A 22,357-nucleotide genomic window follows, 5' to 3' on the forward strand; every position below is an offset into this window, starting at 1 on the left:
ATGAAAGAAACTATTTTGTAACATTGCGGTAAAAAAAGGTGATTAACGCTTTATTTATGACATAAAAAACGCTATAATGAAATGGTGAAATAAAGTTACATTTCTGTTTCTATAGTAAAATATTTCACATCTAGTATATGTGGAATGAGAACAGTTTCGTATTTCAACTAAAAATGTCCTGAGAGGGAATCGAACCCACGACCTACAGCTTAGGAGGCTGTCGCTCTATCCTACTGAGCTATCAGGACACGATGGAATTTGCCAACTTTATCATTTTAACATAAAACAGAGGCGGGGAGCAATCTGTTTGCAAAAATCAAAAGAGAGGAAGGGACAGATTGAAGAAATTAATACCAGTATTTATAGGAGTAATAATTCTAGTCGGATTAGCAGCATGTGGCAAAGAAGGCATAGACAAGGTTCTGAGCGACAATTCACTGACCGTGATACAAAATGTGAAAACAGATTTAAAAGACTATCAGCTAGCGTATGTGAAGGATGACGACGATACAACAGGTGTGCTCGAGTACTACAAAGATACGAATGGAAAAGATATTTCGAATATACAACTGGACTCCGCACTTAAAACGAAAGATTCCAAAGTGAAAATAAACCTTATGAATGGCGTGGATGGCTTAATCGCAATGGTTGAGATTAAAGATGCCACCCTCGCAAAAGAAGCAACGGAACTTGTTTTGCTCGACAGTAATAAAGAAGTAGACGAAGCAATTGGTGTTTCGCTAACCAATAAAAGTACGGCAGAAGGTGGGAAAACAGTCGCAATCGTCGCGATTCCCTCACTGGATCCAAAAATAGCGAGTGGACTAAAACGCATCGAGTTACGTAATGATGCCAATAAAAGCTTGTACCAAAACGATTTAAATCCAAGTAAAATAAAAGCTCAGGCACCATCAGAGCGCGCGAAGAAGAACTCCTTTTTCCCAGCAGTTAATAAATACATCACGGATAAAGAATGGAAAGTGGTAAGTAGCGCCACACAAAAAAAACAAATCTACACAGCGATTTTACGCGATAAAGAAGGGGTCTATCATTTAGCTGAATTCACCTATCCAGATAATAAACTGGCTGTGAAGGAAACCTCTAAAAATGATAACCCGCAACTAGATAATGATGTGTCGTTACTGCAACTACAAGGTGACAAAAACCAGTACATCGGGGTTGTTGCTGAGTTAGAAACGATTGTTAACAAGGGCGCGACGGTTGTTTTAAAATCAACGGACGGGAAAGAATATCAGCAGCCTCTCCACAGGGGATACAATGATAGAAACGCCTTGATTCAACTGACAAAGAAAACTGAAATGACAATTGATACGATTTCTTCTGTGTCCATCCAAGACGATGATGGAAAAGAACTTTATACGATGGAACTAAATTAAGCGAAAAGATGAGGATGGGACATAACCCAGATAAATCGGCGACAAGCGTTCGCATTCAGGGGATTTGGCGGACTTCCGGCTCTTCTACACTGCGTTTCGCATAACTTCTCACATGGTCGGGGAAACTACTCCCTCCCTGTTTTCAGTCATCACATACACCAGTATGCGCAGCTCTCCGGCTTCCACCAAATCCCCTGAATACAAACGCTTTCGCTCGATTTGTTTAAAGCAGAATTTTTCGCCCTACCCGAAGAAATGGGAGGGCGCTTTTGCCTTATCTTGAGTTTTGTCTCAACCTCATCTTTTCTTATTTTGCTGAGTTACAAAAGTGTAAGTTTAGAGTATGATAATGTAATATAACTAACATGTGGATTAGCGAACAATGATATATACTTAACGACGTAATGTTTTATACAGTTCAGGTTTTTGTTATGAAAAGAGGGTAATAAAAAAGGAAGTAGTTCGCAAGTGCGTATGGCATCTATGAGTTTGTGACATCTTAATTTAACGAAAAGGAGCAAGTAGATGAAACATTCATTGGAAGGCCAAAAACAGGGGTATTTAGTAATAATTAGCGCGATATTGGTGGGGATAGCCTATCAATTCCTACCATATGTATTCACCAACACACCATATTTAGAAGTTATCGGTGCACTTTTCAATGTAACCCTCATGTTTATCTTGCTATACATCATCCTAAAAGAGGAGTTTCTAGATTGGTTCAAACATTTCAGCATCAAATGGGTCTTAATCGGAATCCCATTTTTGGTTATCGTAGGAACGTTAGCAGGAAGTCTTTGGTCAATAATTGCTGGCGGGATGACATCCAATGATATAAATAGCATCCTGACATGGGAATATGTCATTAAAAACGTGCCATTCATGTTACTTGGCGAAGAGCTGCTTTCGATTGGAATTCTCTACGCTGCATGGAAAAAGTTAAATTGGAAATTCTGGCAAGCGACGATGCTATGCTCGATTTTATTCGCATTATGGCATTTACCAGCTTATGACTATAACGCGCTGCAATGCTTAGTCACAATTATTCCGAGCAGACTCGTCTTAAATTACTTATTCAAAAAAACCAACTCTGTCTGGGTCACATGGATCGTCCACATTGCTTTTGACGTTATTACATTCTTACCGATATTGCTAAAATAGACAAAAAAACCATAAAAAAGGAGTCGAAATCGGCTTCTTTTTTATGGTTTCTCAAGGTTTAATTAATTTTTTTAGATACTTTATCAATGTACTCAAGTGACATACCGGTTCCGATAGCTACGGACTCTAAAGGACTCGGTGCCATATGTACAGGAACATCGATTTGATTGACAAGCCATTCTTGGAAACCATGTAATTGCGAACCACCACCAGTTAAAACGATGCCACGATCGACAATATCACCACTTAATTCAGCTGGACATTGTTCTAGCGTCACACGAATGGCTTCGAGAATCCGACCTAACGTTTCTTCCAATGCTTTTTGAATCTCAGTGGACGTAATGGTTAATGTCATCGGCAAGCCAGTTAAAAGATCGCGGCCACGTACATCCATCGTTATTTCAGTATGTGGAATCGGCGCATAGCCAAGCTCCATTTTGATTCGTTCGGCTGTAGCTTCCCCGACTAGGAGGTTGTAATTTTTGCGGATATGTTGGATAATCTCGTCGTCCATATGGTCACCGCCAGTTCTGACAGACGTGCTCGTCACGATGCCTCCGTAAGAGATGATCGCAATTTCACTCGTGCCTCCTCCGATATCGACAATGACATTCGCGATAGGTTCATCGACTGGTAAATCAGCTCCGATTGCCGCTGCGACCGGTTCTTCGATAAGCGTTACTTCTTTTGCTCCCATCGATTTCACCGCATCAATAATCGCACGACGTTCCACAGAAGTTGCTCCAGTTGGTGCACAAACAACGACGTTTGGTCTTTTCACCGAATTTCCGACAACTCCTGTGACCCGACGCATAATCTCACGTAAAAGACCAGATGTGACATCGTAATCCGCAATAACGCCATCTTTTAGGGGGCGAACTGCAATAATATTAGTAGGCGTTTTTCCAATCATTTCTTTTGCTTCTTGGCCAATTGCAAGCACGGACTTGGTGTCAACGTCCATGGCAACTACAGAAGGCTCATTCAAAATTATTCCTTTAGATTTACTATAAACTAAGATGTTCGCGGTACCAAGGTCGATACCAATCGTTGTATTTCCAAACATTTTTTACCCTCCATATTTCCTTTTTCATGCTTTTATCGGCATAGTCTCTAGTATAAAGCAGTTTTGCCATTGATGGGGCTTATAAAGATAATGATATAAAAAGGTAATATAGGAATCGCGCGGGAATAGGCTTTCACTTGAAAAACGTAAACCACGTGTAAAAAACTTAATACAAATCCAGTATTTAACTTAAGAGAAAAATGGCAAATTAAGTCGTGGTGTCGTTAGTTCCAAATCACCAGAAACCGTGTGTTGACTGTAAAGATGAATCCGTCCAGTTCCAATAGCAATCGATTCCAGTGGATTTGGATCGAGGATGACTGGGAAATCGACTTGATTTGTTAGCCATTCTTTAAAGCCATTTAGCAAGGAACCACCACCAGTTAAAATAATACCTTGATCCACAATATCGCCACTTAGTTCAGCAGGAGATTGCTCCACCATCACATGAATCATTTTGATAATTTTTGCTAAAAATTCTGTAATTAATGGTTGGATGTCAGTGGAGGATATGTTTGTCGTTGCTGGGAGGCCAGTTAGCAAGCTGCGACCACGAACATCCATTGATTTTAGAAGATGCGGACTTGGCGCGTAACCGAGTTTCATTTTAATTTTTTCGGCGGTCAAATCACCAATGAGTAGATGGTGCTCTTCACGGAAATATTGGATAATTTCGGCATCTAGCGAGTTGCCAGCTGAGCGGATGGATATGTTTGCGAGCACGCCTCGGTAGGATACAATCGATACTTCTGTTGTACCAGCGCCAATATTGACAATCATATTGGATACAGGTTTGTTGATTGGAAGTCCAGCACCAATGGCGGCAGCAACGGGAGCTTCGACAATGGTGACTACTTTGATTCCAGTTGCAAGGACAGCGTCGCGAATAATGTTTCGCTCGACAATCGTTGCGCCAGCGGGTACATTGACACTCGCTGCTGTTTTACGAATGGAGATATTAGCGATGCGAGCAACACGATCTAGAACCGCTTGCAATAACTTTACTGTATTATCAAAATCTGCAATAACACCGTCTTGTAATGGTTTAATAGCAGTTAAAGTGGTAGGCGTTTTTCCGTACATTTGTTTTGCTAAATTCCCGATCGCATAGACTTCTTTCGTCTCAACATCTAAAACGACAACAGCAGGTTCACGAAATATGACTCCCCGCAGTTCATTGTAAACAACGATATTCGCTGTTCCGAGATCGATTCCAATGGAAGAATGACTAAACATAAGCACACACCTTACTTTCTAAATATATTTTTTTAATAGTACATATTCAGATAATTGCCGTAAAACCGTAAACGTAAACATTTCTTTCACAATAATTTGCGGATAATTTGAACAAATCTTTCTGGCTCCTCAATTAATGGAGAATGGGCAGAGTTTTCGAATGTGAAAAAATCTTTTGCTGGCGATTCAATAGTTTCGAAAAAGCGCTTAGATAGGGCATAGGAAACTTGATAATCGTGTTCTCCATGAATGATATAGACAGGTATTTTAAAAGTAGTTGGCATATTATCAAGTAACAGGTCAGGAAAAAGGCACTGCAACGAGAATAGGGAGCCTCGCAAATAGTTTACTTTTTCCTTTAGCGTGTAGCCTTTGAAGAATAGAATTCGCATGGTTTGGCTATACATAGTACGTTTTTTGTGCTCCAAGCCAATACCGTATTTATTCATTAACGAAATTCTTATACTTGTAATGTAGCGTAAAGATGGGAAGTCGGTCGAGTTTGAATCATATTTTTTTAACGCACGCAAAGCTCGTTTATCGCCAATTTCTGTTGCATGACGAAATATATAGTCATAAGCTAATTTTTCAGAGTGAAGTTGTTGCGTGACTTGCCCAGTTCCGATATAGGCATGGTAGCATTCTGGGTATTTTTCAATTGTTTTTAGTCCCAAGGCAGACCCCCAAGAATGGCCTAAGATGTATATTTTCTCCTTTTGAAATCGCTGTTGTAAATAGTTTGTTACTGCTAAATTGTCATCTATCAGTTGTTCCATAGTCGTACTCTCGGGTGGAGTTGACTTATTAAAAGACATACCTGCACCACGTTGATCTAGGTAGCAAACGGTAAAAAGTTGCTCCAAGCGTTTATCAGGATCTTTTATATCAAGAAGTGGGAGTTCCGGACCTCCTGGACCGCCGTGCAAAAATAAGAGCACAGGGTTATTCGTATTTTCGCTTTGGATAAAGCAACCAAGATGTGTATCGTTTATTGGCAACATTATTTTTTCGCAAATAGCAGTTTGTATTATTTCTCCATTTTTATTTTTCAGTGGAGCCAATTTACCAGGACTAATAATTATTAGTAATAATAAAAGCGCTAACAAAAATATTGCTAATAGTGCAAGTATCATTTTGAAAATCCTCCTTCTATGTCAGTTTACACCTGCTATCAATCGTTTTAAATGAGCGCTAAATTTAGTGATCGTTGCATTATCTACACAAAGTACCCGCTGAATTAATTCCAAGAAGGCCGCCGTTTTGCGCGAACGAATGAGATCGTCGTTTGGGAATTCGCTGATAGTAGAAAAAAACATGTCCCCAATGGTATAGAGCGACTGAGCGATATCTTTTGGATAGTCTGTGTGAAAAATCCCTTCTGAAACACCAGTTACGATTATCTGCTCTAAATACGGTACAGCATATTTGGCATTTAAAATCTTGACTCGATAGGTGACAAGTGAATTCATTTGTGCCTGTTTGAATAGGGCAAATTGTGATTGGAACTCAGATGGACTAAAAAAATCTGTGCGCATAAAGATGACCAATTTCTCTATTACTGTGGAGGCATTATTTATTTTTTCTTCAAAAGCCGGCAATTGTTCCTGAATCGCGAAAATAATAACAGCGTCCAATATGGCATCTTTGGATTCGAAATAGTGATACATCCCGCCTTTTGATAACTGAGAGGCCTTCATAATATCGGTGATTGTTGTCTTCTCGTAGCCTTTTTCGATAAAAAGCTGTAACGAAATTTTTACGATTTCAGCTTGCTTAATGGGGAAATTTATATTAGATTTCATAAGGTAATAATAACTCCTTTCATCATAAACCGACCTCGGTCTATTTATTCTAGCACGAAAACGCAAAAAAGTCATTTATCCATAGCTAAGAAAAAGCGATAAATAAATGACCTTGAGTTACTGCGCACGATCTTGTTTTTCATATAAACTATACATGTAGAAGTAAATAAATCCGCTTATAACCGCGAGTACTGCAATTGTTGCAAATGTGGCAAAATACCCAACAAGTGTTGATAGAGTAATCGCGAGTGGCGCTATTACTTTTCCGAATGTATAGCGGAGTCCAGCCGCCGAGAAGTACATCGCCCGTTTATCATCTGGAGCAATTTTGGCAACGAAATTTTGTTGAATTCCGACTGTCATTAATTCTGCAAAACTGAATAAAATAATGGCCAAGATGGCGCCCCATGGACCTGTTGCGATTCCGAAAAGCAGAATGGCAATCCCGTATAAGAAAGACGAGTTCATGAAAACTAGTTTTTCACGATAGCGGCTCATCATTCGTGTGAAGAAGACGGTCAATAAAGCGACGCAAAAGCCGTTGATGGAAACGATGAAGCCGAATAATTGTTCTCCGGTAAGCTGTATCGAGAATATCGATGAATCACCGATGACCTCCGTGATGTAGAGCGGGAACAACAAGTCGAGTTGCATAAAGGATTGCGAAATAATGACGCCAGCAATGATGTATAAGAAAAAGACTTTATCCTTAAAAATAAGCTTGTAATTTCGCAATTGTTCCATCAAAACAGTGCCAATCTTTTTCTCACGTTGAGCTTTACGCAGCTCTTTATCCAATGCCATTGGCGCCGTCTCGTGTCCGAATTTTGTCAGTAAAATCAGGAGCAACAAGTCGGCGAGAACGATTGCAAGCAAGGTTTGCGATGTATAATTGTTAAACACAAGCGCCCCAATAATCGGACCAATCACGACTGCGATATTTATCATCATGTAAAAAATGGAGTACACATGGCTTCGATGCTCTGGTTTGACAACATCGGCAATCATCGCCTGACTTGCCGGTTGATAAAATGACATAAAAATGCTGGCAATCATGAACCCGAAAAATGCGATATATGGCGAATGGAACATCGTTGTCGCGGCAATCGCAAAAATAAGGAAACCAGCACCTTCACCGATAACCGAAATACTCATCATTCGTTTTCGCCCATAAGTATCAGCGAAGTAACCGCCAAGTAGTGCCGTAATAACAGATAAAGCCTGCGATAGAATAAGCAATAGACTCGTCGTTTGCCTACCAATCGAATCTGAGAAATAAATAGTTAAAAAGGGAAACACAGCCCAAAACGAAATATCGAGCAAAGCCTCCCCGAATAGTCGCACTTTGAGATTGATATCCCAAGTCTTAAATTTCATAAAAATAAAACACCTTCTTTACAAAAAAGCCCATGAAACAGTTCTTCCATGGGCTTCGTTATTAATTAGTAAACAATCTTTTTTTTATTAAAATGCCCAGTCGCCGTTACGGAAAACAGGAACTTTCTCGCCACTTGCCGTAATACCATCGATGTTCATTTTATCAGAACCAATCATGAAATCAACATGCGTCATACTTGAGTTGACGCCGGCTTTTTCTAAATCTTCGCGGCTCATATCTTCGCCACCCTTGATATTAAATGCATAGGCGCTTCCTATTGCTAAGTGATTCGATGCATTTTCGTCAAATAACGTATTATAGAATAGGATTCCTGATTGAGAAATAGGGGATGGATCGGGAACCAGGGCTACTTCGCCAAGATAATGTGATCCTTCATCCGTTGCTACTAAATCTTTCAAGATATCTTCTCCTTGTTCCGCTACAACATCCACAATACGACCATCTTTGAATGTGATTTTGAACTTATCAATGATGTTTCCAGCATAGCTTAGCGGTTTTGTGCTTGATACGTAGCCATTCACGCTATTCTTTTCAGCACATGAGAAAACTTCTTCCGTAGGCATATTCGCCATGAATTCTTTGCCTTGTTTATTATAGCTTCCAGCGCCAACCCATACATGATTTTTAGGAAGACCAATTGTTAAATCAGTTCCGGGTGCAGTATAGTGAAGAGCTGTATATTGTTGATCGTTCAAATAAGTCGCTTTATTGTTCAGTGTCTCATCGTGATTTTTCCACGTTTGAACGGGATCAGCCGTGTTAATACGCGTTGTTTCAAAGATCGTTTCCCAAAGTGCAGGAACTTGCTCAGCGTGTGGTAGATCAGGGAATACTTTCGCTGCCCAGCCTTCAGAAGCCGAGCCAACAACCGTCCAGCTTATCGTGTTAGACTGGATCATTTGGCGGAATTCCTCAAGCGCTTGACCAGTTGCTTTTTGGTTTGCTGCGATTTTCTTACCATCCACGCCTTTAAGTAAATCGGGATTTTCCGAAATAATCGAGATGAAAACAGCATTTTCGTGAGCTAATTCAATGCGTTCCGCAGCACGGTGAAGTGCAGCTTTTTCGAAAATTTCAATCGGTGAATTTTGGTAGCGAAGTAACGTGATTTCTTCGTCTGCCCAGTTGATAATAACGTCGCTAGCCCCAACTTCATAGGCTTTTTTCGTAATCAATCTGCTTAGCGGTGCACTTTCAATGGAACTGTTAATCACTACTTTCTGATTAGGCTGAACGTTCACTCCAACCTTGACGATTAATTCTGCATACTTTTCTAATTTCTCATTAAATGTTGACATATGTAGCACCCCTCTTCTATTCAATAAAAGCATTGTATCTTAAAAAATACCGTAAAGCAACTATCCAAACCATTCCTGATGCATCTCATTCAAAAATTCGCGGCTGAGCGGTAGCAAGTTCGATTCGGGTAATATCGCATCGATCATACAATTTGGACAAAGCGCTGTATCCTCGATTTCCAGCCAATCTGTAATTTCAGAAGGCGCAAAAAGCTCTAGACAATAAAAACAGCCACAACGCTCTGCTTTAGCAAGCCATATTTTGTTATTCGAAGAGAATTTATGAGCGTTTGTTAGGCTAATCAAATTCAATCTCTGATAGGGCTTCATCCATCGACTCTAAAATATTATACTTCACAAAATAGTCTAGCCAAGCTTGTTGTAAATCAGGGGCATCGCGTTTAATTGACGGCTTGATTTTGTCGTACATTGTTTTCATAATATCTTGCCACATCGCATTCACTGCACGATCTAGTTTCGTGTCTTTCCAACGCTTGGCAGGCGGACGTTTCTTATTTTTCTCGTTTTGGAATTCGAGTGCTTTTTGGTAAAAGCTATCTTTGGTCGTTAAGTTCTCGGACATATATACAGAAAATTCATTGAAAGTCATCGTAACACTCCTTAAAATTGTAGGTCAATTAACAGTAACATATCCTCATCAGAGCGTCTACTCCACGAGGATAGGGAGAAATAGGTTTATGCGACACATTGCTGTATTTTCAACGGTAGAAATCGGACGGAAATCTGTTTTTAAAAAGAGCTGAAAAAAGCTTGTAATGCTTGCTAGAGAATCGAATACAGTCTAATATGGGCGAATCAAAAAATAGATTTTAAAATTATTTTAGCTATCAAAAAAATGCCTAACTATCAACGCGATAGCTAGACATTTTGGGAGATTTCATATATTCAATAGCGGAAATTAATTCCCAAGTAGGGCATCTGCAAATGTTTTCGCATAGGCTTCTGCACGAACTACATCGTCTTCATCAGGATCTAAATCTACTTTTAAGCCTTCTACAGGGACTGTCGCGCCTTGTTCTTTCAAGCGTTTCTCAACAAGGTCAACTGTTAGGCAGAACTCGTCATAGAATGTGTCGCCAGACCCGAAAGAAGCGCAGATTTTACCAGAAAAGTCTACATCAGACATATCTTCATAAAAATCTACAAATTCGTCTGGAAGTTCGCCGTCATCATACGTGTAACCGCCGATGAGCGCGCCATCATATTCCAATAATTTCTCAGGTTCGACAGAGATACATTCCTCAATTTCGACCTCAATATCATATTTCTCTAATTCTTCGCCAAGGATATCTGCAATTTCTTCTGTATTACCAGTCATGCTGGCATATACGATCATAACTTTTGCCATTATTTACATCACCATTTCTTTCTATGAGTTCTAAGTTAATACGCTAAAAAAAGCACACTTGCGAACGCGGAATATGCTTGTTTCATCAATCACTAATACTTCCATTATAAAGAATTTCAGGAAAACTGCAAGAAATTCCGTTAAATTTAGCAAAAACGTCATATTCGTACTTTCAAAATGAGGCGAATAAAGCTATAATGGTAGAAGTGAGAATTTCTGGCTAGGACAAAATCAAAGGATTCGAGAGCTGGAAAGAGAAGGGATGGAAAAAATGATTACATTAAAATCAAGACGCGAAATCGACGAAATGAAACGTGCGGGGGAAATCCTTGTTGCGACACATAAAGAGATCAAGAAACTAATCAAGCCTGGAATTACGAGCTGGGATATCGAAGTATTCACGGAGGAGTTCTTGCGTAAACAAGGTGCGACACCAGAGCAAAAAGGCTTTGAAGGTTATGAATTTGCAACATGTGCGAGTATTAATGACGAAATTTGTCACGGTTTCCCTCGTAAGAAAATTCTAAATGAAGGCGATATTATCACAGTAGATATGGTTGTTAATTTCCATGGTGCGCTTGCCGATTCAGCTTGGACATATGGTGTTGGCCAAGTCTCACCAGAAGCCGAGCGTTTGATGGAAGTGACTCGTAAATCGATGTATCTTGGCATCGAACAAGCACAAGTAGGAAACCGCATTGGCGATATTGGACATGCGATTCAAACCTATGTAGAAGCTGAAAAACTAGCGGTTGTTCGCGAATTTATTGGTCACGGCGTTGGTCCAACATTACACGAAAAACCAGAAGTACCACATTTCGGCGCAGCAGGCAAAGGTCCACGTTTGAAAGAAGGAATGGTTATCACGATTGAGCCAATGGTTAACACGGGTGGCTGGAAAGCGAAGATGGATGACAACGGGTGGACGGCGCGAACGGCGGATGGTTCACTTTCTGCACAATATGAACATACGATTGCTATTACAAAGGATGGTCCAGAAATTTTGACATATCAAGGTGAAAATGACTAAATAATACGTAGGTGTGTTGCCAAGAACGCGACACACCTAAATTTTTTCAATAGCAAAGGGAGAATGGGTATGGGAGAGAAGAGAGCGATTCGTAAAACGAGGGCGCCACATACAGTTACATCGATTTGCAAAGAATTACATAATCTAGGTATTGCAAAAGGAGATACAGTGATTCTGCACTCTGCGCTCGGTCAAGCTGGCTGGGTGTGCGGAGGCGGGGTTACGATTATTAAAGCTTTTCAACAGGCGGTAACGGAATCTGGAAATCTAGTGATGGCAACGCAAAGTACGAATGTGTCAGACCCGGCAAAATGGCGTAATCCAGCGGTTCCTAAAGAGTGGTTGCCGACAATTTATGAGGAAATGCCTGCTTATAATCCTGAAGAAACGCCTACTTTTTTCATGGGCGTGATTCCAGAAATCTTCCGCAAAATGGAAGGCGTGAAGCGAAGTTCTCACCCGAAATATTCTTTTTGTGCATGGGGGAGCGATTCCGACTTTATTACGGAGAAACATGCGCTTAATTTCGGATTCGGCGAGCAATCACCGCTAGCACGCCTCTATGAGTTACACGCAAAAATTGTCTTGTTTGGCGTCGATCATAATAAAAACACGTCGCTACATCTGGCGGAGCATCGCGCGAAAGCCTTCCGAATTCAGCAAGAAAAGTCACCGATTATGGTGGGTGGCAAGAAGATTTGGCAGAGCTATGACGAAATAACGTCTAATAGCGAAGAATTTATTGCAATTGGGCGAGAGTACGAACAAAAAAAAGCACACCAGCCGACGATGATTGCTGGTGCACCTTCTAAAATCTTTGATATGCGCGACTTAGTGGATTACGTTAGCGAAATTATTTCCGAATAGTGCTTAGTTCCTCTGCAAAAAGTTGCATTTCGCGCATACTGATATTGTTTTTGCGATGAATCAGCGTATAAATATCAAGTAAGGAATCATAATGGATGGCTTCTAAGGTCAGGTTTTCAAAGACAGAAGCATTAACCATTTTTAGTTTTACCGTAATTTCATTTAGCATATACGTAACATTTTCTTGCGTGGGATTTTCTAAGTTCATGTGAGACACTCCTTTTCAACTTTCAAAAATTGTAGCATATAGTTTGGAGTGGCGCCACAATTAGCGTCTATTTTAAGAAGAAAGGGGATAGCGATGTTAAAAAAAATACAAAATATCCGCCTAGTTCGTTTTGGCATGGCCGTTGGAGCTAGATTTACTAAAAATGATGTATCCGGAAGCGCCTCACAATTAGCGTATTATATGCTATTTTCCATTTTTCCGATTTTACTAATTGTGGCCTCGTTACTTCCGTATTTCAACATTGACCAAGACCAGTTATTTACAACGATAAAGCAGTTTGTTCCAGAAGAAATTTATGATTTTATTAATAATAATCTGGATCAGCTTCTGAATAATAATTCAGGCGGTGCGCTTTCTATCGGGATTATCGGAACGTTGTGGTCGGCTTCTAATGGCATGAACGCAACGACGAAAGCCTTGAATAAAGCGTATGGTGTGCAGGATCGCCGCAATTATTTTATAAAACGCCTATTGTCGATGGTTTTTACAATGGGGATGCTGGCGGTTGTGGTCGTGACACTACTCCTCGTCGTTTTTGGCCAGCAAATTGGGTTGTTTATTTTTAATCATCTGAATGTGTCCCAAGATACACTCGATATTTGGAATAATTTTCGCTGGGTTGTGACAATGGCCGTTATTTTTATCGTGTTTTCCTTTATTTTTTGGATTGCACCAAACCGGAGAAGCAGCTTATTTAGTATTTTACCAGGCGCGGTTTTTTCCACGGTTGGTTGGGCTGCAGCTTCGATTGGTTTCGCCTATTACGTGAACAATTTTGCCAATTACTCTGCGACTTACGGCAGTATCGGTGTAATTATTATTTTGATGTTATGGTTTTATCTAACAGGAACGATTTTGATGATTGGTGGCGAAATCAATGCCACACTTAGCATAGTGAAGCAGAAAAAGCTGGTCGGGGAGATTAATTAAACTGACCATAAGGAGAGAATTATTTTGAGCGAAAATCCAGTAACAGAAGGTCAACAATTCCCGCTAACGATTAAACGGATTGGTATTAACGGCGAAGGAATCGGCTATTTCAAACGATCGGTCGTTTTTGTAACCGGCGCCCTAACAGGAGAAGAAGTCGTGGTCGAGGCTACGAAAGTCAATCCACGCTACACAGAAGCAAAAATCCGCAAAATTCGTAAAAAATCACCACACCGCGTGACACCACCATGCCCAGTCTACGATGCATGTGGCGGTTGTCAATTGCAACATTTAGCGTACCCAGAACAACTGCAAATGAAAAAAGATCTTATCGTACAATCCATCGAAAAACATACACGTTTCCACTTAGAACAAATTAAGATTCGCGACACAATCGGTATGGGAAATCCATGGGGTTACCGGAATAAAAGCCAATTCCAAGTACGGGAAATTGATGATGTGGTCGAAGCCGGCCTATTTGGCGCCGAAAGCCACGAGCTAGTTCCAATCGAAACCTGTATCGTACAACATCCAGACACTGTAAAAGTAACCAATTTTGTACGCGACTTACTCGAAGAACTTGAAATTCCAATCTATGAAGAACAACGAAATAGCGGTATTGTCCGGACAATCGTTGTTCGCACGGGAATTAAAACCGGCCAGATTCAACTTGTCCTTGTCACAAACAGCAAGAAGTTACCACGCAAACGCGAGTTAATTGAGCGCATCCAAGCGGCCATCCCAGAAGTTGTTTCGATTATGCAAAACGTCAATCAGGCAAAAACATCCCTAATTTTCGGTGAAGAAACGCTCTTCCTTGCAGGGAAAGAAAAAATCACCGAGAAGTTAGGGGAAATCGAATTCGACCTTTCTGCGCGCGCCTTTTTCCAATTGAACCCATCGCAAACGGAGAAGCTTTACCGCGAAGTAGCGCGTGCCATCCGCTTGACTGGTAACGAAAAAATTGTCGATGCCTATTGTGGTGTCGGAACAATCGGGCTTTCTTTGGCGAAACGAGCAGCAGAAGTACGCGGGATGGATACCATTGCAGAATCGATCGAGGACGCAAAAGCAAATGCCGCGCGTGCTGGAATAACAAATGTTAGCTTCGAAACAGGGAAAGCCGAAGAAGTATTCCCGAAATGGATCAAGGCTGGCTTTAAACCAGACGCGATTGTTGTCGATCCGCCACGCGTAGGTTGTGAAGACCAGTTACTGCAATCGATTCTGCGTACGAATGCGAAACAAATTGTCTACGTATCATGTAATCCATCAACACTTGCACGCGATATTCAGATTTTATCTAAAAAATACAACGTGAAGTATATCCAACCACTAGACATGTTCCCTCACACCGCACATGTGGAGAGCATCACGGTCTTAACTTTAAAAAACTAAGCGAGGAGGGCTTCCTTTGACAATGCAGCTAAAACCATTCAAAAATGAAACGGCGGAGATTGCGGCCCTTACGAACTATACACTAACAAACGACGAGTTTTCGGCGCACCCGCTAGAACTTTTAGAACAATCGGCTAAAACAAGTAGCTATCACTGCGTCCAAATTTTAGATAATGGAATGATCGCAGGCTTTTTCGTGTTAGATAGTGGCAATGACCTAACGACATACACCACAGAACCTAATGCGCTACTTTTACGAGGTTATTCCATCGATTCCAGCTTGCAAGGAAAAGGGTATGGTACAAAGTCCTTAGCTGCGTTAAAAGACTATGTGCACGCTCATTTCAAAGGAATCGCTAGCGCTGTTTTAGCAGTCAATAAACGAAACATTCCAGCACAAAAACTATATTTAAAAAGCGGTTTTGTCGAAACACCACGCGTTGTATTAGGCCCGCGCGGTGAGCAATTTGTTTACGAATTGAGAATATGAGGAACAAGGATAGAGAACGGGGGATATATACCAATCCTCGTTCTCCATTTTTGAATCACCTTGCAATAATGTAAGGATGAAAAGTCGCGACAAAGCTTTTCATTACTAGCGTTATTTGTTAAACTAAGGTAGACAATTAGACCATAAGAAATAAGAAAGCGTGGCAGATCTATGAAAAATGACAAAATTCGGTTTCTTGTTCTCCTGATTCCGATTTTATATATGGCTTACGGTATATTTTTAGCACTCGATTTTGGTAGTAGAGCAGAGTTGATCAATGTCATTTTAAACGGGACAATCCTTAGCGCGTGCTCTATTTTCATCATTTGGAAGGCAAAATTAAGAAATTCAATAGATGTGATTTGGCTAGCGACATTCATTCTCTATCTGTTCATTTTGCATCATTTAGTTACATATATTTCAGCAGGGGATATTCTAAAAAGCACGTACACAGGAGGATTTCATATTCAGCAAGAAATGGTGAATCTTGTGCCATTTACCACAATTGAAAATACGGTGCACCAAACGTTGCCAACAATGCCAACCATCATTCAATTACTCGGAAACGTCCTGTTACTCGCACCATTGACGTTCTTTCTACTCTATTTTCAAATTACGAAACGAATGGGAACGACGCTCTTGATTGCCCTATTAGTTTCTACAGGAATCGAGCTTGTTCAATTCCTCCAAACGACGGTTATCACAGGTTTTAGCGGCATAACTTTGCCAGAAAACCGTTCGACAGATATTGATGACATTATTCTAAATACGCTGAGTGGTTTGCTAGGGATTCTTGTAGCCCTGTGTATACCACGCGTGAGAAAGCGCAAAAAATAGTATTGAATTGGGAAAAGTGAAGGGAATTGGTATGATGAAGGAAAGATTTGCAAAACTCATAGCATGGTTTCAAGAAAATAGTCTGAAGGCTAAAATTATTTTTATCGTCTTTGTACTCGCGTTTGTCGTTTATGAGGTGATTAGCATCGGAACAACAACCGATTTTGGAGCCTTGAAAGATAACTTAACATCGCAGAGCCCAGAAAATATCTTGATCATGATTGTAGTCGGGCTTATTGCTGTGACACCAATGCTTATCTATGATTTTGTCATCGTGAAACTCTTGCCAGGTAAGTTTCCAACAAGTCATATCATTGCGTCTGGCTGGATTACGAACACATTTACTAATATCGGTGGGTTTGGCGGCGTATTAGGAGCCTCGTTACGTGCCAATTTCTACGGTAAGAATGCAGACCATAAACAAATCCTTCTAGCTATTTCAAAAATTGCCTTGTTTCTCGTATCAGGTTTATCATTATATTGCCTTATCGGCCTAGTGATGCTGTTTATTCCAGGATTCGCCGATCATTTCCGCAGTTACTGGCCTTGGCTTGTCGGCGGTGGCTTATATTTTCCAATCCTATTTTTCTTTACAAAATGGAAAAGTAAAACGCTATTTGAAGATTTACCGCTAAAACGTGAATTACTACTTATATTAGCGTCCCTATTAGAATGGGCGTTTGCATTCGGTTGCTTCATCATTATCGGCGTACTCATGAACGAACCAGTCGATATTGCTAAAGTATTCCCACTTTTCGTCATTGCATCTGTTATCGGGATTGCATCGATGGTACCAGGCGGGGTTGGAACGTTCGATGTCGTCATGATTCTCGGGCTTGAAGCACTTGGCGTACCGACGGACCTCAGTGTCGCTTGGTTGCTGTTTTATCGTATTTTCTACTATATTATCCCGTTCGCAGCTGGACTTCTATTCTTCGTCCAAAAAGCTGGGAAGAAATTCAATGATTATTTAGAAGGGTTACCACGCCTATTCCTACAAAAACTAGCGCACAGATTTCTAGTCTTGTTCGTGTATTTTGCAGGGCTGATGCTGATTATCTCCGCAGCGATTCCAAATGCGATTTATCATTTACCACTACTCTATAAACTCGCGCCATTCAGTCTATTTTTCGTGTCGCAAATCACGATGATTGCGTTCGGGTTCTTGTTACTCGGACTTGCTCGAGGTATCGAAAGTAAGATTACTAAAGCCTATGTAACAACTATTGTTGTGCTAGGTTGCGCGATTTTCAATACACTTGCCCAAGGATTTTCCATCAAAGCAGCGATTTTTCTTGGTATCGTATTGATTTGCGTTTACCTAGCCCGCAATGAATTTTATCGTGAAAAACTCGTCTACACATGGAGTAAAATCATTTTTGACAGCTTACTATTTTTAGTTTGTTTAATCGGCTATGTTCTCATCGGCATTTATAACTCGCCAAAAGTACCACATCACCGCAAAATTCCCGATTACCTGTTGATTCCATCTGAACACGTTTGGATTACAGGATTCATCGGTGTCGCCATCGCGATTATTAGTTTGATTATTATTTTCTATTACTTCTCAATCACGAGTGTTACGATTGGGGAACCATTTGATGCGAGGCGTTTACGAGCCCATTTAGCTAAATACAAAGGAAATGAAGTAACCCACACAATGTTCATGCGCGACAAACTACTTTTCTGGTCTAAAGACGATAAAGTTGTGTTTCCGTTCCAACTAAAAGCCGATAAAATGGTTATCATGGGAGAACCAGTCGGGGATAGTGACTCCCTTGAGGACGCGCTAGAAGAGCTGATGACATATGCCGATCGTTTTGGTTACCGACCCGTTTTCTATGAAGTCGATGTTGATATGCTGGCATTCCTCCACGATCATGGTTTTGATTTCATGAAAATTGGTGAAGAAGGCTTCGTATCCTTACCCGAATTTACGCTAACTGGTAAAAAACGTAAGGGTGAACGCGCCTTAATGAATAAATTCGAGCGTGAAGGTTATACATTTGAAATTATTGAGCCAAGCTTCGATGAAAAAACGATTCAACGACTCCGCGAAATTTCGGATGATTGGCTAGGCGATAGATCCGAAAAAGGATTCTCGCTTGGGTACTTCGATGTTTACTATTTAGAACAAGCACCAATCGCAATCGCTCGAGACGCAGAAGGTGAAATCATTGCTTTTGCCTCGATCATGCCATGTTACAACGACGAAATGACATCCATCGATTTAATGCGCTACGGTCAAGATGCTCCAAGCGGTATCATGGATTTCCTATTCATCAACCTATTCCAAAAAGGGCAAGAAGACGGCTACCAAATTTTCAACGCAGGGATGGCGCCATTATCCAATGTCGGTTCCTCACAGTTTGCCTTTTTAGGAGAAAGATTGGCAGGCCTTGTTTACCGCTATAGCCAAGGCTTCTATGGTTTCCAAGGATTACGCAATTACAAATCAAAATACGTAACCACTTGGGTTCAAAAATTCATCGCGTTCAGGAAACGAAGCTCGATTGCTTTTACAATGTTGCAACTGATGGTTCTAGTAGGCAAAAAACGGCCGTTATCCAAAGCACAAATCGTAGAAGACATTGTAGACGAGATGGAACCCGTCGCGGCTACAGAAGAAACGAAATAATAACACAAACAAGGCGCTGGAAGATCGCAGTCGGATCTCACAAGCGCCTTGTTTTGCTATTCTTTTACTAAATCGACCAATGCCGCCTCAATCTGCGGGAATTTAAATGTGAAATTTTGATTGAGAAGTTTTTGCGGATATACCCGTTGACCTTTCAAAATAAGCATCGCCCTTTCGCCCATTGCTAGACGAATCATCGAAGCAGGCGTCGCAACTTTTGCTGGTCGATTCATCGCCTGACCGAGTAGCTCTGCGAATTTTTTCTGTTGAACCGGGTGCGGAGCTGTTACATTCACCGCGCCGTCGATCCGCTCGTTCGTCATGATAAAGACAATCGCGGCGACAACATCATCAATATGAATCCACGAATACCACTGATTTCCATCGCCAAGCGGCCCGCCAACTAAGAAGCTAAACTGTTTTGTGAGTAGTGGCAATGATCCGCCGTCCTTACCCAAAATCAAACCAAATCGCGTAAAGACCGTCCGAATTCCCGAAGCACGCGCAGCTTTTTCCCAAGAAATAACCGTCTCCGCAAGAAAATTATCAGCCGCCACATGCTCCTCCGTATCTAAGAAAAAGGTCGTTTGTGACGTAGGATATACGCCAATCGCGCTCGCATTAATCAACAATCGAGGCTTCGGCTTCAAGCTATGAATCATCCGCACAAGCTCGGTCGTCGCATCCACACGACTATCTAAAATCAACTGCTTCCGATCCTCTGTCCAGCGCTTATCCGCGATACCCGCACCAGCAAGATTAATACAAATATCAATAGACACCCCAGCTAAATCAGGCAAAGAGCCGCCCAACCACTTTATATAATGGATATTATCGGTGCTAACTTTACCATCCTGACGTGTCAAAATATAAACAACATGCCCCTTATCCAAAAGAGTAGGAACGAGATGCTGTCCAATAAAACCAGTCCCGCCCGCGATTAAAATATTCATAATTTCGTTCACCCCTAACTTGTTTCTATTACTTTTCCCTTTAAGATAGCTTTAAAACGATTTTTTGCGTATGATAGAGTAGAGAAGAGGAGGCGATAACAATGAAAATAACATCCATTTCGCAGCAACAAAAAAATAAAGAGCGGTATAACATCTTTGTTGCCGGAAAATATTTGTTCAGTGTAGACGAGGTCGTTCTAACTAAGTACCAACTTTTTAAAGATCGCGAACTAACTGACGAGGAACTGGCCGAAATTCAAGAAGAAGACGCGATTCGCCGTGGTTTAAATAAAGCGATCCAATATCTAGCCCATCGTGTGCGCTCCGAAAAGGAAATCCGTACACACTTGACAAAAGCGGAGATGGAGCCGGATGAAATAAGTCTAGTCATCAAGCGTTTGGCGGAAATGAAATACATCAATGATTTGGAGTTCGCGCATCTATACGTTCGAACCCAAGTAAACACAACCTCAAAAGGTCCTCGTCAAATCGAACGCGAACTCGTAACTAAAGGTATTACTCGCGAGTATATTGAAGAAGCACTAGTCGATTTTAAAGACGATACCCAATTAGAAAATGCCGTCAAATTAGCAGCCAAAATCGTCAATCGTAGCCGTAAATCGGCAAAACGACAACTACAACAAAAACTAATCACTGAACTTATCCAAAAAGGCTACACAACGGATCTTGCGAAAGAAGCAAGCGCCATTGCACTAGAGGATTTTTCAGAAGAGCAAGAACAAGATGTGTTAGGGGAACAATTAAACAAGCTACTACAACGAAATCGGCGCTTAGGTCCAGCCAAATGTCGACAAAAAACAATCACATCCCTGTTGCAAAAAGGATTTTCTTATGATACTATTCAAGACTACATGCGTGAACACGAATTAGATTTTGAAGAGGAGCAAGATTAATGCAAACATATTTTGAGAAATTAAAGCTAGAACTACTAGCGATAAATCCAAACTTTACCGAAGACGAAGCTTTATGGTGGGTCGAAATGCTTTGGACTGATTTTGAAGCAAGTTATGCAAAGGCCGGCTACCCCTACCGCGGGAATGAATACACATATGATTATGTAACCAAACAAATAAAACAACACGGCGCGTCATTGCATTTAGTAGAGAGAAAAGAACGGTAACAAGAAAAGACCTTCCCGTTTTGATGCGAGAAGGTCTTTTGATATTAATTAGCTACAGGGTGTAGTTTTTTGTGTAGTTTTTCGTCGCTGAAAATCCAGCCAGTGTAAGATGAGATGATCTCTAAATTGTCATCTAATTTGACAACTGCAACGAATGGATAGTGGCCATTACTGCGATATCTTAAATCAGTGTAGGTCACATACGTGCCATCCATTTTTTCTTCAATACGCCAATTATACACTTTCGAGAAGGATACAAATGCCGTCAAGTTCTTGTCTTTCATCGCTGCGTGGATAATATCATTATCGGGAACTGGTAAGCGATCGAATTTCTCATAAATCGAAATGGTGCGTTTAAAAGCTCGTCCGACATAATAGTGATCTTTCGTCGTAACCGCAACACGCCACTGGAAAAAACGAATTGTAGAAGCTACAATAATTTCCTCCGAGTCAGGAATCATATTTTTGACCGCGTGGGTAATGACTTTCTGGGTGATGAACCGCGCTACATAATAGAGTGCCAAAATCGCGTATAATGTGAAGAACGTTGGCAAAGCAGGAGCTCCAAGTAGCCAAATAATGATAGCTACAACGTGAGAGCTGAAAATAAAGATATCAAAGGTATTGATAAACCCGAAAGCGACCCAGGTATCTTTAAACGGCCTCAACGCCTGTGTTCCATACGCGTTGAAAATATCGACAAATATATGCAGTCCGACTGCGACGAACGTCCATAGCAAGAGATGCCAGAACGGTGCAGCTGGAAAAATAAAAGCAAGAATAGCAGAAAGCAAGAGCGGCCAAATTGCGAGACCTGGAAGCGAATGTGTGATTCCGCGATGGTTACGAATATAATCCGCGTTATTTTTTAGTTTAAGAACAGTATCAATGTCCGGTATTTGTGATCCAATAATAGTGGCTGTCATGATACCAATGGCAGCGGAACTCCCTACGATAGCAGGGTCGATCGCCGTAGCTACAGCGCCGAGTGCAATTCCCATAACAACATGTGTGCCAGTGTCCAAGAGATTTCCTCCTCTTCTAAGAGCAGTCCTAAAATGAATGTCTGCATCTTATTGAAACTTTCCGTGAAGGCAATTGGCTGTCCAATCGCAT

The 22,357-nt window shown here is 41.0% G+C and carries 23 protein-coding genes and 1 tRNA gene; 11 read left to right on the plus strand and 13 right to left on the minus strand.

Annotated features, from left to right (window positions below; genetic code table 11):
* Positions 1-174: 174 nt before the first annotated feature.
* Positions 175-248, minus strand: a tRNA-Arg gene (locus HPK16_RS11210).
* 90 nt (positions 249-338) lie between these two features.
* Between HPK16_RS11210 and HPK16_RS11215 the strand changes: the two genes are divergently transcribed.
* Together HPK16_RS11215 and HPK16_RS11220 are read left to right on the plus strand one after the other, a co-directional pair.
* A complete protein-coding gene (locus HPK16_RS11215) occupies positions 339-1,397 on the plus strand; it encodes a hypothetical protein (RefSeq protein WP_181677043.1) in 1,059 nt (352 codons plus the stop codon).
* Between the two features lie 525 nt (positions 1,398-1,922).
* A complete protein-coding gene (locus HPK16_RS11220) occupies positions 1,923-2,558 on the plus strand; it encodes a CPBP family intramembrane glutamic endopeptidase (protein ID WP_181677044.1) in 636 nt (211 codons plus the stop codon).
* Positions 2,559-2,616: 58 nt separating this feature from the next.
* Here HPK16_RS11220 and mreBH read toward each other — a convergent pair whose 3' ends face one another.
* From mreBH to HPK16_RS11265, 9 genes are all read right to left on the minus strand, one after another.
* Positions 2,617-3,624: a rod-share determining protein MreBH gene (gene mreBH / locus HPK16_RS11225; RefSeq protein WP_059140587.1), complete on the minus strand. Its 1,008-nt coding sequence runs from the start codon at positions 3,622-3,624 to the stop codon at positions 2,617-2,619.
* Positions 3,625-3,813: 189 nt separating this feature from the next.
* Entirely contained in the window at positions 3,814-4,860 is a 1,047-nt protein-coding gene (mreB, locus tag HPK16_RS11230) for a rod shape-determining protein (RefSeq protein WP_181677045.1), read from the minus strand.
* An 86-nt stretch (positions 4,861-4,946) separates the two neighbouring features.
* The gene (locus tag HPK16_RS11235) at positions 4,947-5,993 is read right to left on the minus strand and encodes an alpha/beta fold hydrolase (protein WP_181677046.1); all 1,047 of its coding nucleotides are present in this window, start codon (positions 5,991-5,993) and stop codon (positions 4,947-4,949) included.
* Positions 5,994-6,014: 21 nt separating this feature from the next.
* On the minus strand, positions 6,015-6,662 hold the full coding sequence (locus tag HPK16_RS11240) for a TetR/AcrR family transcriptional regulator (RefSeq protein ID WP_181677047.1): 648 nt from the start codon (positions 6,660-6,662) through the stop codon (positions 6,015-6,017).
* 117 nt (positions 6,663-6,779) lie between these two features.
* Positions 6,780-8,039 (minus strand): MDR family MFS transporter, encoded by a 1,260-nt coding sequence (locus HPK16_RS11245; protein ID WP_181677048.1) that lies wholly within the window; start codon positions 8,037-8,039, stop codon positions 6,780-6,782.
* Positions 8,040-8,126: 87 nt separating this feature from the next.
* Entirely contained in the window at positions 8,127-9,359 is a 1,233-nt protein-coding gene (locus HPK16_RS11250) for an aminopeptidase (protein ID WP_181677049.1), read from the minus strand.
* A gap of 60 nt (positions 9,360-9,419) precedes the next feature.
* On the minus strand, positions 9,420-9,665 hold the full coding sequence (locus HPK16_RS11255) for a cytoplasmic protein (RefSeq protein WP_246369395.1): 246 nt from the start codon (positions 9,663-9,665) through the stop codon (positions 9,420-9,422).
* Complete coding sequence (locus HPK16_RS11260; protein WP_181677051.1) at positions 9,658-9,969, minus strand: hypothetical protein; 312 nt, start codon at positions 9,967-9,969, stop codon at positions 9,658-9,660. The genes HPK16_RS11255 and HPK16_RS11260 overlap by 8 nt, the downstream gene beginning before the upstream one ends.
* Before the next feature lie 309 nt (positions 9,970-10,278).
* Positions 10,279-10,728, minus strand: coding sequence for a flavodoxin (locus HPK16_RS11265; protein WP_181677052.1), 450 nt, complete (start codon positions 10,726-10,728; stop codon positions 10,279-10,281).
* A 271-nt stretch (positions 10,729-10,999) separates the two neighbouring features.
* On the opposite strand from HPK16_RS11265, the gene map reads away from it, so the two are divergent.
* Together map and HPK16_RS11275 are read left to right on the plus strand one after the other, a co-directional pair.
* The gene (gene map / locus HPK16_RS11270) at positions 11,000-11,758 is read left to right on the plus strand and encodes a type I methionyl aminopeptidase (RefSeq protein WP_036080963.1); all 759 of its coding nucleotides are present in this window, start codon (positions 11,000-11,002) and stop codon (positions 11,756-11,758) included.
* Positions 11,759-11,827: 69 nt separating this feature from the next.
* A complete protein-coding gene (locus HPK16_RS11275) occupies positions 11,828-12,625 on the plus strand; it encodes an AAC(3) family N-acetyltransferase (RefSeq protein WP_181677053.1) in 798 nt (265 codons plus the stop codon).
* Here HPK16_RS11275 and HPK16_RS11280 read toward each other — a convergent pair.
* Positions 12,612-12,833, minus strand: coding sequence for a DUF1128 domain-containing protein (locus tag HPK16_RS11280; RefSeq protein ID WP_181677054.1), 222 nt, complete (start codon positions 12,831-12,833; stop codon positions 12,612-12,614). The two genes, HPK16_RS11275 and HPK16_RS11280, sit on opposite strands and share 14 nt — an antisense overlap.
* A 93-nt stretch (positions 12,834-12,926) precedes the next feature.
* Here HPK16_RS11280 and HPK16_RS11285 point away from each other — a divergent pair, with 93 nt between their 5' ends.
* The 5 genes from HPK16_RS11285 (at position 12,927) to mprF (ending at position 19,147) form a co-directional block, all read left to right on the plus strand.
* Entirely contained in the window at positions 12,927-13,784 is an 858-nt protein-coding gene (locus HPK16_RS11285) for a YihY/virulence factor BrkB family protein (RefSeq protein WP_181677055.1), read from the plus strand.
* Positions 13,785-13,808: 24 nt separating this feature from the next.
* Entirely contained in the window at positions 13,809-15,182 is a 1,374-nt protein-coding gene (gene rlmD / locus HPK16_RS11290; protein ID WP_181677056.1) for a 23S rRNA (uracil(1939)-C(5))-methyltransferase RlmD, read from the plus strand.
* 22 nt (positions 15,183-15,204) lie between these two features.
* Positions 15,205-15,672, plus strand: a complete 468-nt coding sequence (locus tag HPK16_RS11295; RefSeq protein ID WP_246369397.1) for a GNAT family N-acetyltransferase — start codon at positions 15,205-15,207, stop codon at positions 15,670-15,672.
* A 171-nt stretch (positions 15,673-15,843) separates the two neighbouring features.
* Complete coding sequence (locus tag HPK16_RS11300) at positions 15,844-16,509, plus strand: VanZ family protein (RefSeq protein ID WP_181677058.1); 666 nt, start codon at positions 15,844-15,846, stop codon at positions 16,507-16,509.
* 34 nt (positions 16,510-16,543) lie between these two features.
* Entirely contained in the window at positions 16,544-19,147 is a 2,604-nt protein-coding gene (gene mprF / locus HPK16_RS11305; protein ID WP_181677074.1) for a bifunctional lysylphosphatidylglycerol flippase/synthetase MprF, read from the plus strand.
* 56 nt (positions 19,148-19,203) lie between these two features.
* On the opposite strand, the gene HPK16_RS11310 is transcribed toward mprF, so the two are convergent.
* The gene (locus HPK16_RS11310; RefSeq protein WP_181677059.1) at positions 19,204-20,100 is read right to left on the minus strand and encodes a TIGR01777 family oxidoreductase; all 897 of its coding nucleotides are present in this window, start codon (positions 20,098-20,100) and stop codon (positions 19,204-19,206) included.
* Between the two features lie 101 nt (positions 20,101-20,201).
* Here HPK16_RS11310 and recX point away from each other — a divergent pair, with 101 nt between their 5' ends.
* Together recX and HPK16_RS11320 are read left to right on the plus strand one after the other, a co-directional pair.
* Positions 20,202-21,014, plus strand: coding sequence for a recombination regulator RecX (gene recX, locus HPK16_RS11315; protein WP_181677060.1), 813 nt, complete (start codon positions 20,202-20,204; stop codon positions 21,012-21,014).
* On the plus strand, positions 21,014-21,241 hold the full coding sequence (locus HPK16_RS11320; RefSeq protein WP_181677061.1) for a YfhJ family protein: 228 nt from the start codon (positions 21,014-21,016) through the stop codon (positions 21,239-21,241). The genes recX and HPK16_RS11320 overlap by 1 nt, the downstream gene beginning before the upstream one ends.
* Before the next feature lie 44 nt (positions 21,242-21,285).
* On the opposite strand, the gene HPK16_RS11325 is transcribed toward HPK16_RS11320, so the two are convergent.
* The gene (locus HPK16_RS11325; RefSeq protein ID WP_181677062.1) at positions 21,286-22,266 is read right to left on the minus strand and encodes a metal-dependent hydrolase; all 981 of its coding nucleotides are present in this window, start codon (positions 22,264-22,266) and stop codon (positions 21,286-21,288) included.
* Positions 22,267-22,357 lie beyond the last annotated feature (91 nt).

The sequence above is a fragment of the Paenilisteria rustica genome (genome assembly GCF_013820765.1).
GTDB classification, from domain to species: Bacteria; Bacillota; Bacilli; order Lactobacillales; family Listeriaceae; genus Listeria_A; species Listeria_A rustica.

Bases quoted from the DNA above. Each gene is read 5' to 3' on its own strand.
- HPK16_RS11280 (WP_181677054.1), bottom strand. From the start codon at position 12,833: ATGAACTTAGAAAATCCCACGCAAGAAAATGTTACGTATATGCTAAAT.
- mreBH (WP_059140587.1), bottom strand. From the start codon at position 3,624: ATGTTTGGAAATACAACGATTGGTATCGACCTTGGTACCGCGAACATC.
- HPK16_RS11240 (WP_181677047.1), bottom strand. From the start codon at position 6,662: ATGAAATCTAATATAAATTTCCCCATTAAGCAAGCTGAAATCGTAAAA.
- HPK16_RS11320 (WP_181677061.1), top strand. From the start codon at position 21,014: ATGCAAACATATTTTGAGAAATTAAAGCTAGAACTACTAGCGATAAAT.
- HPK16_RS11265 (WP_181677052.1), bottom strand. From the start codon at position 10,728: ATGGCAAAAGTTATGATCGTATATGCCAGCATGACTGGTAATACAGAA.
- map (WP_036080963.1), top strand. From the start codon at position 11,000: ATGATTACATTAAAATCAAGACGCGAAATCGACGAAATGAAACGTGCG.
- HPK16_RS11250 (WP_181677049.1), bottom strand. From the start codon at position 9,359: ATGTCAACATTTAATGAGAAATTAGAAAAGTATGCAGAATTAATCGTC.
- HPK16_RS11310 (WP_181677059.1), bottom strand. From the start codon at position 20,100: ATGAATATTTTAATCGCGGGCGGGACTGGTTTTATTGGACAGCATCTC.
- HPK16_RS11295 (WP_246369397.1), top strand. From the start codon at position 15,205: ATGCAGCTAAAACCATTCAAAAATGAAACGGCGGAGATTGCGGCCCTT.
- HPK16_RS11260 (WP_181677051.1), bottom strand. From the start codon at position 9,969: ATGACTTTCAATGAATTTTCTGTATATATGTCCGAGAACTTAACGACC.
- mprF (WP_181677074.1), top strand. From the start codon at position 16,544: ATGAAGGAAAGATTTGCAAAACTCATAGCATGGTTTCAAGAAAATAGT.
- HPK16_RS11285 (WP_181677055.1), top strand. From the start codon at position 12,927: ATGTTAAAAAAAATACAAAATATCCGCCTAGTTCGTTTTGGCATGGCC.
- mreB (WP_181677045.1), bottom strand. From the start codon at position 4,860: ATGTTTAGTCATTCTTCCATTGGAATCGATCTCGGAACAGCGAATATC.
- HPK16_RS11235 (WP_181677046.1), bottom strand. From the start codon at position 5,993: ATGATACTTGCACTATTAGCAATATTTTTGTTAGCGCTTTTATTATTA.
- HPK16_RS11245 (WP_181677048.1), bottom strand. From the start codon at position 8,039: ATGAAATTTAAGACTTGGGATATCAATCTCAAAGTGCGACTATTCGGG.
- HPK16_RS11220 (WP_181677044.1), top strand. From the start codon at position 1,923: ATGAAACATTCATTGGAAGGCCAAAAACAGGGGTATTTAGTAATAATT.
- HPK16_RS11275 (WP_181677053.1), top strand. From the start codon at position 11,828: ATGGGAGAGAAGAGAGCGATTCGTAAAACGAGGGCGCCACATACAGTT.
- HPK16_RS11300 (WP_181677058.1), top strand. From the start codon at position 15,844: ATGAAAAATGACAAAATTCGGTTTCTTGTTCTCCTGATTCCGATTTTA.
- recX (WP_181677060.1), top strand. From the start codon at position 20,202: ATGAAAATAACATCCATTTCGCAGCAACAAAAAAATAAAGAGCGGTAT.